Source organism: Mycobacterium innocens (assembly GCF_900566055.1).
Taxonomy (GTDB): domain Bacteria; phylum Actinomycetota; class Actinomycetes; order Mycobacteriales; family Mycobacteriaceae; genus Mycobacterium; species Mycobacterium innocens.
Genome location: NZ_UPHQ01000251.1, coordinates 14,040 through 29,239, shown reverse-complemented (window position 1 = coordinate 29,239; position 15,200 = coordinate 14,040). Strand labels below are relative to the sequence as shown.

The window sequence follows — 15,200 nt, the reverse complement described above, 5'->3', positions numbered from 1 at the left end:
CGTTGCCAACGGTGCAGGCAGCTCCGCCAGCGGCACCGCCATCGGCGGCGTCGGGGGCGCAGGCACCACCGGTGGCCGCGGCGGCTACGGAGCCGGCACCCGGATCGGCGCTTATAGCGGCGCCACCGCCACTGGCACGGTCACCGGCGGCTTCGGGGGTGCGGGCACCGCCAACGGCCGCGGCGGCGGCGGCGGCGTCGGCATCGTCGCCGCTTACGGCGCGGGCGGCTACGCCAGCGGCATCGCTATCGGCGGCGCCGGGGGCGCGGGCACCACCGGCGGCTACGGCGGCAACGGAAGCTACGCCGGGATCAGAGGTAATAGCGGAGGCACCGTCACTGGCGGCACGGCCACCGGCGGTGACGGGGGCGCAGGTACCAACGGCCGCGGCGGCTACGGAGGCCGGGCCACCCTCTTGGCTAGCGGCGCGGGCAGCTCCGTCACTACTGGCTCCGTGACCGGCGGGGTCGGCGGGGCCGGCGTCGACGGCGGCATCGGCGGCGCCGGAAACATCGCCCTCATCAACGCCATCGGGGGCGGCACCGTCACCAGCAGCGCCACCAACGGCGGGGACGGCGGTAACGGCATCACCGACGGCATCGGCGGTACCGGTGGGCAATCCATCTTCACCGCAAACACCGGCGGCGCCATCACCACCAGCACCGGCACCGGCGGCGACGGCGGTAGCGGCACCGGCGCAGGCAACACCGGCGGCAACGGCGGGGCCGCCGACCTCACAGTTCCCCCTCCCGCCGTCGTGACGGGAGCAATCGTTAACGGTACGCCCGGCGCGAATGTGCCGTGACAGTTCGCCGCTGATCGAAACGCCCACCGCGGCCGGTCGAAAGACAATGCCGCGGTTGCCGTCACATGGTGCTGCGACTGCCCGGTCGAGGCATCTGGCTGCCGTTGCATCCGCGCAGTCGCTAGCACCGGCCCACCTGGAGCGACTGGGCATCCACATCGCCTAACCTAACCAGCCCCACATCGGCTATGGGACTGTCCCAGGTCCGTTCATCCCACGCTCGGTACGCGAAACCCGCGCTTACCTCACACGACCGTCAGCCCGGCGGGAATCCTCTCCGGGTCGCGCCAGAAGGCGTCGTGGATGAAGCGATTGAACAGATCCGGCGGTAGCAACGTGTCGCGTGGTTCGGCCGTGACCGTGGGGCGTACCGTGTGTAGTCCCGGTGTCCCGGCGCGCTCGTCGAACTCGGTGACGTCGTACTCGACGTGGCTGAAGTCGTGGTCGAACACCGGCTCACCGAGAAACGAGTAGACGGCCCGCATCGCCGTGGCCGGGTCGGTGCTCAGGGTTTCGTACTGCAGCAACAGAAGTCGATCTCGTTGCGCGCCGTAGCAGGCTTGCTTGAGAGCATCGTAGGGACCGCCCACCATGCCATCGGGCGCCACCACCTGTTGGGCGCGGCTATAGACCGTGCCGCCGGCGCTGTAGTTGAAGATCGACGACGGGCTAAAGACGTTGCGTTGAATCAACCGCTCGATGCTGTCCACCACCCACTGCAATTCACGCACGCAGGCAATCACTTTCGCATCGGGAAATAGCCGGGCAATCGCGGGCGTCCACGCACACCAGCCGCGGTTGGTGTCAAAGATCACCTGGGCGGTGGAGTCCGCATAGAAATCGTCGAACAACCCGCGCAGGATGCGCTCGCGCTTGGCGTCGTCGATGAATACCGAAAACTCGTTGCGCCCGCTCATTTCGTCGAGCAGGGCGCCGAACAGGCCGGCCAGCGGACCCGACATTCCCGCCTGGAACCGCGGGTTTTGTCGCAGCAACGCAGCCAGCAACGTCGAACCCGAACGCGGCAGACCCGAGATGAAATGAATGGCTACCACGGCACACCCCCGACCTACCTTCCGCACCATGAAATGCCCTGCGGACGTCACCCCGTGTGGTGCCGCCATGTTAGCCGATCGCACATGAACGCGGCCGCCCGCCACGACGCAGGCTCATCAAGATCGGTCTGCGGGAACAACACCGAGGCGAAGCAATTGTCCGTCGAGGTCCACGCTTGTCATAGGGGAAGAGTCCGCTCAAAGATGGTCAGCATCGATGCGAAAGGACTCGGCGGATGTCGTGGTCCTTGTGCGCGTCGGCTCCGACCGGGACATAGGTCATCAGCGCGTCAACGATGAGTACCGCGGCGTCTGTAGGGACGCGGGCCAAGTGGCCGTTGCCAGCCACCCGGTTGCTCGGCGCAAACCAGCGCGCCCGCGGTCACGTTCTGCGCCGCGCGGATTCTCCGTTCCATCGGCAGCCAGAACTGAAAAATCTGCTCATGCGGTGCTCAATCGAATGGATATTCGGCGGAGAAAGCGCTTTTACCAGCACAAACGCCATCCGAAGTCGGAGCCCCCTGTCAGGATTGAACTGACGACCGCTCGCTTACAAGGCGAGTGCTCTACCACTGAGCTAAGGAGGCCTGGTTAACCGGTGCCAGCCTAACGGGTCAGTGCTCGCTGTCGATGACGCGTTGCGAGCGCACCGGCCGCGACGACGAGCGTGGCCGGCGGCCCGGCAGCGGGATGCGCTCGGCGATGTTGCTGAGCGGGTTGACCACCATGGTGAGCGCGATGACGGCGTCTTGCAGGGTGGCGATCGCGGGCTCGAGCGCCTCCATCCCGGGCGCCAGCCGGGCCAGGGTGTCGGCCACGCCGGCGAGTTGTTCGAGCGGTCCGTTTCTCGACGTCAGCTTGTCGATCAGGCCGCCCTCGGCGAGCAGCCGATCAGCCAGCCCGTCCTCGGAAAGCACCCGTTCGACCAGGCCGTCTTCGGCCAGTATCTGGTCGGCCAGCCCGCCCGGTTGCAGCGCGCGCTGCATCGCACCTCCCTCGGCGGTGAGGCGGTCCAGCAATCCGCCGGGTGCGGTCAACAGGTCGACCACGCCACCCGGGCGCAGCATTCGGTCCATCGGCCCGTCGGGTGCGATCGCGCGTCCCAGCGGTGCGTCTTCGTCCAAGAGCTTGGCCAGCCGGTTGGCGCGCACGATCGCCTCTTCGATCCCCAACACGCTGGCCATGGCGTTGGACCCGGCATCGCCACCGGTCTCACCGAGTGCCTGCTTGGCCAGCCCGACTGCTGCGCCGGCCAGGTTGAGGCTGGTTTCGGCGGCGGCGAGACCGGCACGGGCGGGCGCAGTCGCGATGGCCACCAGGGTGTTGCCGAGATTCATCCTGCGAGTCTATTCGCGACGCGACCAAATAATTGCGCATGGGTTCAAGCCGATCAGCCGATTCCTGGCAGACTATTATCAGTCGACTGCCAACGAGCTCTCAGGAAGTACTCAATGAACGTGAAGCTAGTACTCAACTACGTGCTGCAGGAATGGTTGTCATGACCGCAGTGAACCCGGGCGAGGCCAGCACACCGGAAGCTCGCATCCTCGTCGTCGACGACGAGGCCAACATCGTCGAGCTGCTTTCGGTGAGCCTGAAGTTCCAGGGATTCGAGGTTCATACGGCCAGCAACGGAGCCCAGGCGTTGGACCGGGCTAGGGAAGCCCGCCCGGACGCGGTGATCCTCGACGTGATGATGCCCGGCATGGACGGCTTCGGGGTGCTGCGCCGACTGCGGGCCGACGGCATCGACGCCCCGGCGTTGTTCCTGACCGCCCGAGACTCCCTGCAGGACAAGATCGCCGGCCTCACCCTGGGCGGCGACGACTATGTGACCAAGCCGTTCAGCCTGGAGGAGGTTGTCGCCCGGCTGCGGGTCATTCTGCGCCGCGCCGGCAAGGGCAGCGCCGAACCGCGCAATTCCCGCCTGACGTTCGCCGACATCGAGCTCGATGAGGAAACCCATGAGGTGTGGAAGGCGGGCCAGCAGGTGTCGCTGTCGCCCACCGAGTTCACCTTGCTGCGTTACTTCGTGATCAACGCCGGCACGGTGTTGAGCAAGCCGAAAATCCTCGACCACGTGTGGCGCTACGACTTCGGCGGCGACGTCAACGTTGTCGAGTCCTACGTCTCGTACCTGCGCCGCAAGATCGACACCGGCGAGAAGCGGCTGCTGCACACCCTGCGCGGGGTGGGCTACGTATTGCGGGAGCCACGATGAGCGCGCTCCCTTGCCCGGCTAGGTAGGGAGTATGGCCACGCACCGTCGACGCGGAATACCGCTGCGGGTAAGCCTGGTCGCGGCCACCCTGGTTCTGGTGCTGTGCGGTCTGCTGGCTTCGGGTGTGGCGGTCACCTCGATCCTGCGGCACAGCCTGATCAGCCGGATCGACTCGACGCTGCTGGACGCCTCGCGCACCTGGGCGCAGTCCCCGTGGAAGCACTCGGTGTCCAACGGGGAAGGGCCCGATCCCGCCCGGCCGCCGTCGAAGTTCTACGTGCGCGGCATCAGTCCCGACGGCCACACCGTCACCGCCATCAACGACCGCAATGCCGAGCCGGCGTTGCCGCCCGGCAACGACGTCGGTCCCGATCCGACGACACTGCCCTCGGTGAACGGCTCCGACATTCAATGGCGCGCGGTCTCGGTGCACGGGAGCCATGGCGGCCTGACCACCGTGGCCATCGATCTGTCCGACGTCCAGCACACGGTTCGATCATTGGTCTGGTTGCAGATCGGCATCGGCGCTGCCGTTCTGGTTGTCGTGGGTATCGCCGGCTACGCGGTGGTGAACCGTAGCCTGCGGCCGCTGGCCGAAGTGGAACAGACAGCCGCGGCGATTGCCGCCGGACAGCTGGACCGCCGTGTTCCCGAACGCGACCCCCGGACCGAGGTAGGGCGACTTTCGCTGGCGCTCAACGGGATGCTGTCGCAAATCCAGCAGGCGGTGGCGGACTCCGAATCGTCTGCCGAGAATGCGCGCGGTTCCGAGGATCGGATGCGCCGCTTCATCACCGACGCCAGCCACGAACTACGCACGCCGCTGACCACGATTCGCGGCTTCGCCGAGCTGTACCGCCAGGGTGCCGCCCGCGACGTCTCCATGTTGCTGTCTCGGATAGAGAGTGAAGCCAGTCGGATGGGTCTGCTGGTGGACGACCTGCTGATGTTGGCCCGCCTGGACGTCCAGCGGCCGCTGGAACATCACCAGGTGGACTTGCTGGCGTTGGCAAGCGACGCGGTGCACGACGCGCAGGCGATCGACCCCGAGCGCACGATCACCCTGGAATTCCTGGAAGGCCCCGGCACTCCCGAGGTACTCGGCGACGACGCCCGGCTGCGCCAGGTGCTGAGCAACCTCGTCGCGAATGCGTTGCAGCACACCCCGGCAAGCGCCGACATCACCGTCCGCGTCGGCACCGAGGGTGACGATGCGGTGCTCGAGGTGGCCGACAAGGGACCGGGCATGAGCCAGGAAGACGCGTCGCGGGTTTTCGAGCGGTTCTACCGCACCGACTCGTCGCGGGCCCGAGCCAGCGGCGGTACCGGCCTGGGACTGTCGATCGTCGACTCCTTGGTCAGAGCTCACAGCGGTGCTGTCGGCGTGACGACCGCGCCGGGGCAGGGGTGCTGTTTTCGCGTCACCCTGCCGCGTGTCAGCGAGGTTGCGGCTCAGGTCAGTTGAGCCAGTGCGGCCTTGATCTTGGCCTGCGCCTCGTCGAGCGACTCCGGCGACGGGTTGCGGTCGACGTGGGCAAATCCGAAGTCACGCAGGCTGCGGGTGGGGAACACGTGGATGTGCAGATGCGGAACCTCGAGCCCGGCGATGATCACGCCGGCCCGTTCGGTTTGGAACGCCTTGCAGACGGCCTTGCCGATCAGCTGGCTGACCTGCATGACGCGGGCGAACACCGCAGTGTCCACGTCCTGCCACTGGTCGATCTCGGCGCGGGGCACCACCAGCGTGTGGCCTTGGGTCATCGGTTCGATCGTCAGGAACGCGACAACGTCGTCGTCCTCGTAGACGAAACGGCCTGGTAGCTCGCGTTTGATGATCTTGGTGAAGATCGACGCCATTCATCCAGCATAGGTGGGCGCATCGGCGGCCCGGCGTCACCCGAAGAGGTTGGGCGCGAAGCCGACAAGTCCACGCCCCACGGAGGCCACCACATCCGCCGCGGTAGGCAAGCCGACCAGTGACCCGTGTGAGAAGTACGGCCCGCTGTTAGGTGTCAGAGACGAATAGCCGTCGTTGACAATCGGCTGCAGAAACGAGTTGAGGTTGTCGACGATTGGTTGTGGGACGCCGATCTCCTTCAGCGGCAACAACATTGGCAGAGTCGACGAGGGGATCAGGTAGGTGGTGATGGTGCCGCCCAAGGAGGTGGTGGCGCTGGACACCTGCACCGCGTCCGACAGCGAGGCAAGTGATGCCGTGTTGTGGAAGTAGGCCGCCCCGAACAGCGAATTCATCCGCTGCCGGCAGGTTCCAGGGTCGGTCCGGCGGATTGCCCCAGAAATCGTACTGGCCGTACACCACGCTGACGTCGTACTGGGTGTTCGGTAGTCCCTGCACCGTGTAGTCGATCAACGGCACGGTCATCCCGTTCGGCAGGTAGATGTTCGCTAGGCCGAGTTCGGGGCTGGAGAACATGGCGAACTGCAGCGCATGAGGCGGCGGAGCGCTCGGGTTGGTTGCCAGGTAAGCCAATTCGCGGTTGATGACGATGGTTCCCTCCGACAGCCCGGCAATGTGCACCGGTGAGCCGTTACCGTTGGCAAACGCATTCATGATCTGGTCATTGAGCGCTCGCTGTCCCATGGCGACGGCGCCGTTGGTGCCGGGAGCGGCCAGGCTACCGCTGAGGATGCCAATGCTGGCCGGGTAGTTGACAAGCTGAGCGGTGGTGCCGCGGAACCAGTTCTGCCCGATGGCATGGTTGAGTAAGTCGTACCCCTGCAGGATTGATACCGAACTTGGCCCCGGGACACCGCCCTGAAGGAGCACCTGCCCGAGATAGGGCAGCGTGGTGATTACTCGCCGCTCGCACGCTAGGCGTGGCTTTTCGCGGGCCTGGGGCTTCAACGGCTTTCGGTCGGCCGACCTGGTTACGGTTCGTCGTCGTCTTCGTCGCTCCGCAGCAGCTTTTCTGGGTGTGCATGGTGTCGGTGCGGGGTTGACCATGATCAAGGTGGGGTCTGGGGGCTCAAATCTCGAAGCGAAATCGTTAGCACAGTGTTGCCGTGTCGTCGTCCGCGATCGCCAGAATCCTCGGTAACCCAATGCACGGGAGGGGACCTTGGTGCGGTTTCCCGCGGCAATGTTGGCCGTTCCTGCGGCATTCCTGGCCGCGTGCGCCATTTCTCTTGTGCCCGGGGTTGTTTCGCGAACGATCCCCGCTTCGGCGCGGGCGGCCGCCACGTTCGGTCCGTTGGCGCCACCGAATCCGTTCATGGCGCCGAACGGGTTGGCGTCCATGCACAACGACGCCGCCTCAGCCGACGCGGGGCCGCTTCCGGGGCCCGGCGCCCGGCCGGCGGCGATCTTGGCGTACCCGCTGGTGGCCGCGTGTCCGACGATCACCCAGGGGACCGACGGTCTGGTGTTGGCATTGTGCACGTCCGACATCACCCAGGCCCCGGTGGTTCACCTGATCGATCCCAACGGGATTGTGCCGCGGGTCATTCCGCTGGCCAGCCTGGATATCGCCAAGGGCGGACTGCTCGGCGGCGTTTACGCCTACTTGGACAACAACAACCAGTTGGTGATGATCGACGGAACCAACCAGCTGCTGCGCATCGCTCACGCCAAAGACAGCAAGGGCTGCTGGCAGCTAACCGTCACCGAGTCCACCGACGTGTCCAGCGCAATTCCGCCAGGCGACCAATCCGTCGGCGTCGTCCCCGATTACCTCGGCAACGTCTGGTTCGCCACCGGCACCGGCGTGGTCGGGGTGGCAAAAACAGGCGGGGGCGTCGCCAGCGTGCAGCTACCCGCCGGCGAGCAAGTGGCGAACAGCATCTCCGCGTCACCGAGCAACCGCGTCGCGGTCGCCACCACGTTCGCCCTTTACGAACTCAACCTCGACGGTATGGGCAACCCGCAGGTGTTGTGGCGCCAGGCTTATGACCGAGGCCCAGCCCGTAAACCCGGGCAACTGAGTTGGGGAACCGGTTCCACGCCCACCTATTTCGGCCCGACCGGTGCCGACTACCTGACCATCGTCGACAACGCCGATCCGCTGGTCCATGCGCTGGTCTACCAATCCGGAACCGGCACGCTGTTTTGCCAGCAACCGGTGCTGACCCAAGGAGGCCCGGGCAGCGAGAACTCTCCCATCGGGGTCGGGAATTCGATGTTCATCGCCAGCACCTACGGCTACCCCTATCCGGCGGTCCCGGCGGGCGCCGGTCCGGCAGTGCCGCCGACAGCGCCGTTCGTCGGCGGGATGACCAGGGTAGACGTCGAGCCCACTGGATGTCGCACGGTGTGGGACAGTCGAACTCGCAGCGCCGCATTGCCGCATCTGTCCATCGCCGACGGCCTGATCTACACCATCACCCGGATCGGATTGGACAATACCACGCCGCTTGATGCCTTCGCGTTCGCCGTCATCGACCCCAACAACGGGAGAGTGCTTCTGCAGCAACCAAAATCGGCTACCATTCTCAGCGACCCGATTCAAACCGCCTGCATGGTGTTGATGGGTAACAAGATCATGCAGGGCAACATCACCGGAATCGGCCGGATCGGCTGATACGCTTATTCCTCCTTGCCGAACGTCATCATCTCGAGGTTCCAGTACCCGCGCATGTTGGTGATCAGCCCCTCGTCGTTGATGCGATAGGTGAACACGCCACGGACCTCGCTGGTGAAGCCGCCCGGAAACCTGCTGCGCAATACCAGGATATGGGCGACCTCGTTGGGCGAACTCGACGGGAACGTCTCCTCGCAGGTGATCGTCAACTGATTGGCAGCGATGTTGGTGTCGTAGAAAGCGGCTACGCCGTCTTTGCCGTGCACCCCGGTGCCGTCCGGATTCGTGACGGACTTGCCGATCGGGTCCTCGATCACCACGTCATCGGCCATCAAAGCGAGCCAACCCTGCCGATCGTGAGCTTGCACGCAGCGCCACGACGACTGCGACGCCGTCAGCGCCGGAGATTGGGCCGTCTGGGTCATCGATCGGCGTCCGTGAATCGGATGACGCCGCGAATGTTCTTGCCGTCCAACATGTCCTGGTAGCCGTCGTTGATCTGCTCCAGCCGGTACTGACGGGTGATCATGTCGTCCAGGTTCAGCTTCCCGGCCCGATACATCGACAACAGCTGCGGAATGTCGTACTGCGGGTTGCCGCCACCGAAGATGGTGCCCTGCAGGTTCTTCTGCATCAAGGTCAACATCGCCAGGTTCAGCGTCACATTGGTGTCCAGCAGGCTGCCGATTGCGGTGAGGACGCAGGTGCCGCCCTTGGCGGTGATGGTCAGGTAGCTGTCGATGTCGGCGCCCTGGAGTTCGCCGACGGTGATGATCGCCTTCTTGGCCATCAGACCATAGGTGACCTCGGCGATGCCCATCAGCGCGGCATTCATGTCGGGATAGACGTGGGTGGCGCCGAATTTCAGCGCCTGGTCGCGCTTCCACTCCACCGGCTCGACGGCGAAGATGTAGCGCGCGCCGGCGGCGACCGCGCCCTGCAGCGCGGCCATCCCGACGCCGCCGAGGCCGACGATGGCGACGTCGTCACCGGGGCGGATGTCGGCGGTGCGCACCGCCGAGCCGTAGCCGGTGGTGACGCCGCAGCCGACCAGGCAGGCGACCTCGAACGGGATCGACGGGTCGATCTTCACCACCGAACTGCGATGCACCACCATGTACGGCGAGAACGTCCCCAGCAGCGTCATCGGGTAGACGTTTTGGCCGCGGGCCTGGATGCGGAAGGTGCCGTCGCTCACCGCCGCACCGGCCAGCAGCCCGGCTCCCAGGTCGCAAAGATTGCGCAGGCCGGCCTGACAGGTGGGACATCTCCCGCACGAAGGGATGAACGACAGCACCACGTGGTCACCCGGGGCGATGTCGTCCACTCCCGGTCCGACCTCGGTGACGATTCCGGCGCCCTCGTGTCCGCCCAGGACCGGGAAACCCGCCATCGGAATACCACCGGTGACCAGGTGGTTGTCGGAGCGGCACATGCCCGCCGCTTCCATCTGGATCTTGACCTCGTCCTTGACAGGGTCACCGATTTCGATCTCTTCGACCGACCACGGCTGGTTGAATTCCCAGATCAGAGCGCCTTTTGTCTTCACGGTAGACATGACCCCATTTCGCCATTGAATTGAGACTGCCCGGCCCCATCGTGCCGAGCAACGGTGGTGACGAGTACCACAGGGCACCCCCTGTGGCGCCAGCATAGCGCGCTTAACAAAACAAATGCTTGGTTGGGCCCCGGCGAGCGGCTCACCACAGCGGTACCGGAGCCTGGCCCAGCGGGTAATGGCCAGGCATTTTCTCGCCCGAGATGCCCCGTTCGATCCGTTTGCGCATGCCCTCCGACAGCTTCCCGTTCTTCATCAACTGCAGATAGAGCGCGGAGACGTGCCCGAAGTCGAAGAAATCGCGCTGCCACTCGATGAGCTTGTCGGCGTTGAGCCGAAACCAGCTGCCGCCGATGCCGTAGATCTCCTGCCGGCCGCCGTCGGCGTCGACGACGACCTGCTTCCAGAAGCCGACGATCTCCCCCTGGCGGTCGTCGATGATGACCTTCTGGTAGGGATACTGCCAATCCTGCAGCCCCTGCATCTCCAGGCCCAGCGCGATCTCGCGGATCTCGTCGATCCCGACGCACATCACGTCTTCCTTGGGCCCGATGTTCCAGCCGTAGGTGGCGTCGATGGCGTAGAAGCCGGCCAGCGGCGTCCAGTCGCCCGCCTGTTCGCAGTCCTTGTTGGCCTGCAGCCAGGTCTGCACCCACTCGTCGAGTTCGGCACGTTCGAAAGAGACCACTTTCGCCAGCCCTCCGTCAGTCCTGTGTCGTGGTGATGAAAAGTGCTTGGGTGGGACACATCCGGACCGCCCTCTCGATTTCCGAGCGGGCCGCCTCGGGCGGCGCGGCGTCGACGACCTCGACCTTGCCCCGTTTGGGCACCCGGAAATAGTCGGGCGCCTCCAGTTCGCACATCGCGTGGCCCTGGCACAAATCCAGGTCCGCTTCGATCCGGTACCCCATCGTCAACCCCTACGGCGGCGGTAGCGCACGCTGGCGGGCCGCGCCAACTGCACCACCATCTTGGAGTGGTCGTTGCGGTAACTCTCGGGCGGCTGCGCCATCTCGAACTCGTACTCGCGCAACAACACCGAGAAGATCGCCTTGATCTGCATGGTGGCGAAGGCCGCGCCCACGCAGCGATGCCGGCCGGCGCCGAACGGAATCCATGTCCAGCGGTTGATCAGATCCTCTTGGCGTGGTTCGTCGTAACGCTGCGGCACGAATGCGTCGGGATCTGGGAAGTCTTCGGGAATCCGGTTGGAGATCGCCGGTGAGGCCGCCGCGAGTTCGCCTTCGTGAATCGGGTAGCCCTCGACCTCGAATTCGCCCTTGGCCACCCGCATCAGAATGATCAACGGCGGGTGTAGCCGCAGCGTCTCCTTGAGCACGTTCTCCAGATGCGGAATCTGGCGCAGCGCATGAAAACTCACCGGCTGCCCGTCGGTATAGAGCTCGTCGAGCTCGGCGATCACCTCGGCGTAGGCGTCCGGGTGGCGCAGCAGTTCGATCAGCGTCCACGCCGAGGTACCCGAACTGGTGTGGTGCCCGGCGAACATCAACGAGATGAACATGCCGGTGATCTCGTCGGCGGAGAACCGCGGGTGGCCGGCCTCGTCGCGGATCGACACCAGCACGTCGAGCATGTCGCGGTCGCGTTTGTCACTGGGCGGGTCGGCGATCCGCTGGTGCATGATCTCCTGAACCAACGCCACCAATCCTTTTCGGGCTTCGTCACGTCGGCGGAAGCTTTCGATCGGCAGATACGGGTCTACGTAGCAAAGCGGGTCGGTGCCGCGCTCGAGTTCGTGGTAGAAGTGTGCGAATCGCGAGTCGAGCTGGTTGCGGAACTTGATGCCGATCAGGCACGAGGTGGAGGTGTAGATGGTCAGCTCGGCGAAGAAGTCCAGCAGGTCGATTTCGCCTTGCTCGCCCCAGTTCTCGATCATCCGGTGCACTTCGCGCTCGATCGTGCTGGCGTGGCCCTTCATGTGCTCACCGCGCAGCGCCGAATTGTGCAGCATCTCTTTACGGCGTTCGGGGCTGGCGTCGAACACCACCCCCTTGCCGAAGATCGGTGTCATGAACGGATAAGCCTGCGCCTGGTCCAGCTCTTCGTCGGAGGACCGAAAGAAGAACTCGTTGGCCTTGGCGCCGGACAGCAAGACGACGTGTTTGTCCGCCAGTTGAAACCCCCCCACGTCGCCGCACTCGTCGCGCACCCGCTGCATCAGGCCGATCGGATCGGTACGGAACTCTTCGAGATGTCCGTGTTCGTCCTGGCCGCCGGACACTCGCGGCACGATCGCTGTGATCATGAATCCAGCTTTCCCTCATCCACGGATGCTTTTTCATCGACCCTGAGCTGCTGCCGCTCTGCGGCGGCGGCCAGCGGCGCTTCGGGCTGCAGCTCCATGTTCACCACGAAACCGCCCCTCGGGGTCTCCGCGACGAACGCGATCGCCCGGGCGATATCGGATGCCCGCAGGAAGTAGTTGTGGCGCGCCTGACCCCATTTGGCCCAGTCCTGCAGGGCCGGCCCGATCGACTCGACCGGCAGGCTCCAGCCCATCCCGGTCTTGGTCGGGCCCGGATGCACGATCGATGCGCGCACACCGGTGCCTTCGAGCTCCATCTGCAGATTGGTCACCATTGCCACCAGCCCGGCCTTCGCCGCCCCGTAGGCGCCCATGTGCGGACGCTGACGCAGCGCCACATCCGAGCCGACGAAGATGAGGTCACCGCGCTGACGGTCCAACATGCCCGGCAGCACCGCCGCGGCCAGCCGGTTAGCCCCGATCAGGTGAATCCGGACCTGCGATTCAAAGCTTTCGGTGTCGGTTTCGTGCAACCGTCCAAAGTAGGTGTCGCCGGCGCCGGCGACCAGAACCTCGATGTCGCCGAGTTGTTCGGCGGCCCGGTGCACGAAGTCCTTGACCGAGTCCGGATCGGTGACGTCGAGGGGCAGCGCCACGGCATCGCCGCCGTCGGCGCGGATCTTCTCGGCAATCTCCTGACACTTCGCCACCCGCCGAGCACCCAGCGCGACCGGAAACCCACGAGCCGCAAGCTCTATCGCGGTGGCCGCGCCGATGCCCGAGGACGCGCCGGCAACAATCGCCGGTCTGCGGTCCGGATGTGGTTGAAAGCGTGGCATTCAGCGGACCTCCACGGCTATCGGTAGCGAAGCGAAGCCGCGGACATTGCTGGAGTGGACGCGAACGGCATTGGCCTCGTCCACCTGGTATCCGCGGATCCGCTTGAAGAGTTCGGTGAGCGCCACCCGGGCCTCCATCCGGGCCAGGTGGGCCCCCAGGCAGAAATGCGCGCCGCTGCCGAAACTCAGGAGCTTGGAGCCGATTTCCCGCCCGATCAGGTACTCGTCGGGATTGTCGAACACCCGCTCGTCGCGGTGAGCCGACCCGGGCAGCAGCAGCACGACGTCGCCCTCGGGAATCCTGGTGTCGTAGAGGGTGAGTTCGCCGACGACGGTGCGGGCCAGGATCTGGCTGGACGTGTCATAGCGCAGCGTTTCCTCGACCCACAGCGGCACCCGCGACAGGTCGGCGTAGACCGGGGTCAGTTGGTCGGGATTCTTGTGACCCCAATATGCGGCGTTGGCAAGGAGTTTGGTGGTCGTTTCGTTGCCGGCGATCACCATCAGGAACATGAACCCGAGGATTTCCTCATCGGTGAGCCGGTCGCCGTCGATCTCGGCGGCGAGCAGCGCCGAGGTCAGGTCGTCGGTCGGCTTCCTGCGACGCTCGGCAACCATCTGCTGGTAGTAGAGGATCAAGTTGATCGACGCCTCGATCGCCGACGCCGGCACATCGGTCACGCCGTCCTCGCGGTGCATGACGCCGTCGGCCATGGCCCTGATTCGGTCGCGATCGGCGACCGGGACGCCCATCAGTTCGGAGATCACGTCCATCGGCAGTTTGCCGGCGAATTCGGCGACATAGTCGACGGTTCCGGACCCGGCATGATCCAGCATGCTGTCCAGATGCTGCACGGCCAGCTCGGTCACCCGTGGCTCGAGCTCTCGAATCCGGCGCGGGGTGAACCCTTTTGACACCAGCGTGCGCAACCGAAGATGCGCCGGGTCGTCCATCGCCAGAAATGACATCGTCTTGGAGGCATGCGGGCCGCGGGACACCGGATCCAGTGAGACGCCGTCGCGGTTGGACAGCGTGGTGCTGTTGCGGAAACCCTGATGCACATCGCGGTGCCGCGACACCGCCCAGAAGCCGAGTTCTTCGTTGTGGTACAGCGGCGCTTCGTCGCGCAGCCGCCGGTAGTAGGGGTACGGATCCTCGTGAAAGTCGTAGTCGTAGGGGTCGAGGACGACGTCGGGGTTGCCGATATGGACGCTCATGCGTCACCGGCCTTTTCGGCGCCGGCCAGAATGAGGCGCACCACGTCGGCCAGCCGATCGGCGATCTCGTGATAGGTGAACTCGCCGCTGCCGGCTTGCACCAGCGCCCCGAAAAACGTCATCTCCAGCGCGGATACGGTGGCGGGTTCGGCGCCGGGCCCGATGGCCGACGCGATCCGGCGGTGGATCTCGGCGCCGATGCGCTCGCGGGTGGCGCGTACCGCCGGGTCGGCGCCACCGCCGAGCAGCGCGGCGGTGCACGCGGCGCCGACCTCGGGTTCGTCGGCGACCACCAGGGCCAGGTGGCGCAGTGTCTGATCCACCCGGGCGGGCATCGGGACGTTGACGTCGGTGAAGTAGGGGACTTGCCGGACCAGGTCGAGGTAGACCTCGGCGATCAGGTGATTTTTCGACGAGAAATAGGTGTAGGCGGTGGCTGGAGCCACCTTGGCCCGGGCCGCCACCATGCGCACCGTCAGATCGTTGTAGGAGTTCTCTCGCAAGGTCTGCATGCCGGCTGACAGCACCTTGCGGAAGGTCTCTTCCTGGCGCCGGTTGCGTGGTCTGTCCCCGACCTGGGGCACCTGGCCCGGGACCGTAACCAGTGCATCGCTGGACACCTGTCCAAGCTAGCCGACAGTCATGGCGCTGGGCAACCCTGGAGGCGAAAATGCATTTCAGCAGGTGTAATACGCCGCTG

The 15,200-nt window shown here is 65.4% G+C and carries 15 protein-coding genes, 1 tRNA gene and 2 pseudogenes; 4 read left to right on the top strand and 14 right to left on the bottom strand.

Annotated elements, in window-relative coordinates; all coding sequences use genetic code 11:
* Nucleotides 1–805, top strand: a pseudogene (locus tag EET03_RS30435) (PE family protein); the annotation flags it as partial.
* A gap of 245 nt (nt 806–1,050) precedes the next feature.
* Here the strand turns inward: EET03_RS30435 and EET03_RS24070 are convergent.
* From EET03_RS24070 to EET03_RS24060, 3 genes are all read right to left on the bottom strand, one after another.
* Complete coding sequence (locus EET03_RS24070; RefSeq protein WP_099193773.1) at nt 1,051–1,860, bottom strand: sulfotransferase family protein; 810 nt, start codon at nt 1,858–1,860, stop codon at nt 1,051–1,053.
* 515 nt (nt 1,861–2,375) lie between these two features.
* A tRNA-Thr gene (locus tag EET03_RS24065) sits at nt 2,376–2,447 on the bottom strand.
* Nucleotides 2,448–2,474: 27 nt separating this feature from the next.
* The gene (locus EET03_RS24060; protein WP_075543737.1) at nt 2,475–3,197 is read right to left on the bottom strand and encodes a hypothetical protein; all 723 of its coding nucleotides are present in this window, start codon (nt 3,195–3,197) and stop codon (nt 2,475–2,477) included.
* Between the two features lie 161 nt (nt 3,198–3,358).
* On the opposite strand from EET03_RS24060, the gene phoP reads away from it, so the two are divergent.
* The gene (gene phoP / locus EET03_RS24055; RefSeq protein WP_075543736.1) at nt 3,359–4,081 is read left to right on the top strand and encodes a two-component system response regulator PhoP; all 723 of its coding nucleotides are present in this window, start codon (nt 3,359–3,361) and stop codon (nt 4,079–4,081) included.
* 31 nt (nt 4,082–4,112) lie between these two features.
* Nucleotides 4,113–5,546 (top strand): sensor histidine kinase, encoded by a 1,434-nt coding sequence (locus tag EET03_RS24050; RefSeq protein WP_099193772.1) that lies wholly within the window; start codon nt 4,113–4,115, stop codon nt 5,544–5,546.
* On the opposite strand, the gene EET03_RS24045 is transcribed toward EET03_RS24050, so the two are convergent.
* The 3 genes and pseudogenes from EET03_RS24045 to EET03_RS32520 all read right to left on the bottom strand — a co-directional run.
* Nucleotides 5,534–5,938 (bottom strand): HIT family protein, encoded by a 405-nt coding sequence (locus tag EET03_RS24045; RefSeq protein ID WP_075543734.1) that lies wholly within the window; start codon nt 5,936–5,938, stop codon nt 5,534–5,536. The two genes, EET03_RS24050 and EET03_RS24045, sit on opposite strands and share 13 nt — an antisense overlap.
* Before the next feature lie 36 nt (nt 5,939–5,974).
* Nucleotides 5,975–6,334 (bottom strand): PE-PPE domain-containing protein, encoded by a 360-nt coding sequence (locus EET03_RS32525; protein WP_279637747.1) that lies wholly within the window; start codon nt 6,332–6,334, stop codon nt 5,975–5,977.
* 64 nt (nt 6,335–6,398) lie between these two features.
* Nucleotides 6,399–7,046, bottom strand: a pseudogene (locus tag EET03_RS32520) (PE-PPE domain-containing protein); the annotation flags it as partial.
* Between the two features lie 118 nt (nt 7,047–7,164).
* On the opposite strand from EET03_RS32520, the gene EET03_RS24035 reads away from it, so the two are divergent.
* Nucleotides 7,165–8,619, top strand: coding sequence for a hypothetical protein (locus tag EET03_RS24035; protein ID WP_082274749.1), 1,455 nt, complete (start codon nt 7,165–7,167; stop codon nt 8,617–8,619).
* A 5-nt stretch (nt 8,620–8,624) separates the two neighbouring features.
* Here the strand turns inward: EET03_RS24035 and EET03_RS24030 are convergent, their stop codons facing one another.
* The 8 genes from EET03_RS24030 to EET03_RS23995 all read right to left on the bottom strand — a co-directional run bounded on the left by EET03_RS24030 (nt 8,625) and on the right by EET03_RS23995 (nt 15,120).
* Entirely contained in the window at nt 8,625–9,044 is a 420-nt protein-coding gene (locus EET03_RS24030) for a ketosteroid isomerase family protein (protein ID WP_075543732.1), read from the bottom strand.
* Nucleotides 9,041–10,168, bottom strand: a complete 1,128-nt coding sequence (locus EET03_RS24025) for an NDMA-dependent alcohol dehydrogenase (RefSeq protein WP_063469705.1) — start codon at nt 10,166–10,168, stop codon at nt 9,041–9,043. The genes EET03_RS24030 and EET03_RS24025 overlap by 4 nt, the downstream gene beginning before the upstream one ends.
* A 151-nt stretch (nt 10,169–10,319) precedes the next feature.
* Entirely contained in the window at nt 10,320–10,865 is a 546-nt protein-coding gene (locus tag EET03_RS24020) for a hypothetical protein (protein ID WP_075543731.1), read from the bottom strand.
* A 16-nt stretch (nt 10,866–10,881) separates the two neighbouring features.
* A complete protein-coding gene (locus EET03_RS24015; protein ID WP_063469680.1) occupies nt 10,882–11,088 on the bottom strand; it encodes a ferredoxin in 207 nt (68 codons plus the stop codon).
* 2 nt (nt 11,089–11,090) lie between these two features.
* A complete protein-coding gene (locus EET03_RS24010; protein ID WP_075543730.1) occupies nt 11,091–12,443 on the bottom strand; it encodes a cytochrome P450 in 1,353 nt (450 codons plus the stop codon).
* On the bottom strand, nt 12,440–13,282 hold the full coding sequence (locus EET03_RS24005; RefSeq protein ID WP_075543729.1) for an SDR family oxidoreductase: 843 nt from the start codon (nt 13,280–13,282) through the stop codon (nt 12,440–12,442). Before EET03_RS24005 ends, EET03_RS24010 begins: the two co-directional genes overlap by 4 nt.
* Entirely contained in the window at nt 13,283–14,500 is a 1,218-nt protein-coding gene (locus tag EET03_RS24000; RefSeq protein WP_075543728.1) for a cytochrome P450, read from the bottom strand.
* On the bottom strand, nt 14,497–15,120 hold the full coding sequence (locus EET03_RS23995) for a TetR/AcrR family transcriptional regulator (RefSeq protein WP_244232508.1): 624 nt from the start codon (nt 15,118–15,120) through the stop codon (nt 14,497–14,499). Before EET03_RS23995 ends, EET03_RS24000 begins: the two co-directional genes overlap by 4 nt.
* Nucleotides 15,121–15,200: the final 80 nt, after the last annotated feature.

Coding starts and splice junctions, on each gene's coding strand:
- EET03_RS24060 (WP_075543737.1), bottom strand. CDS start 3,197: ATGAATCTCGGCAACACCCTGGTGGCCATCGCGACTGCGCCCGCCCGT.
- phoP (WP_075543736.1), top strand. CDS start 3,359: ATGACCGCAGTGAACCCGGGCGAGGCCAGCACACCGGAAGCTCGCATC.
- EET03_RS24050 (WP_099193772.1), top strand. CDS start 4,113: ATGGCCACGCACCGTCGACGCGGAATACCGCTGCGGGTAAGCCTGGTC.
- EET03_RS24045 (WP_075543734.1), bottom strand. CDS start 5,938: ATGGCGTCGATCTTCACCAAGATCATCAAACGCGAGCTACCAGGCCGT.
- EET03_RS32525 (WP_279637747.1), bottom strand. CDS start 6,334: ATGAATTCGCTGTTCGGGGCGGCCTACTTCCACAACACGGCATCACTT.
- EET03_RS24030 (WP_075543732.1), bottom strand. CDS start 9,044: ATGACCCAGACGGCCCAATCTCCGGCGCTGACGGCGTCGCAGTCGTCG.
- EET03_RS24015 (WP_063469680.1), bottom strand. CDS start 11,088: ATGGGGTACCGGATCGAAGCGGACCTGGATTTGTGCCAGGGCCACGCG.
- EET03_RS24010 (WP_075543730.1), bottom strand. CDS start 12,443: ATGATCACAGCGATCGTGCCGCGAGTGTCCGGCGGCCAGGACGAACAC.
- EET03_RS24005 (WP_075543729.1), bottom strand. CDS start 13,282: ATGCCACGCTTTCAACCACATCCGGACCGCAGACCGGCGATTGTTGCC.
- EET03_RS24000 (WP_075543728.1), bottom strand. CDS start 14,500: ATGAGCGTCCATATCGGCAACCCCGACGTCGTCCTCGACCCCTACGAC.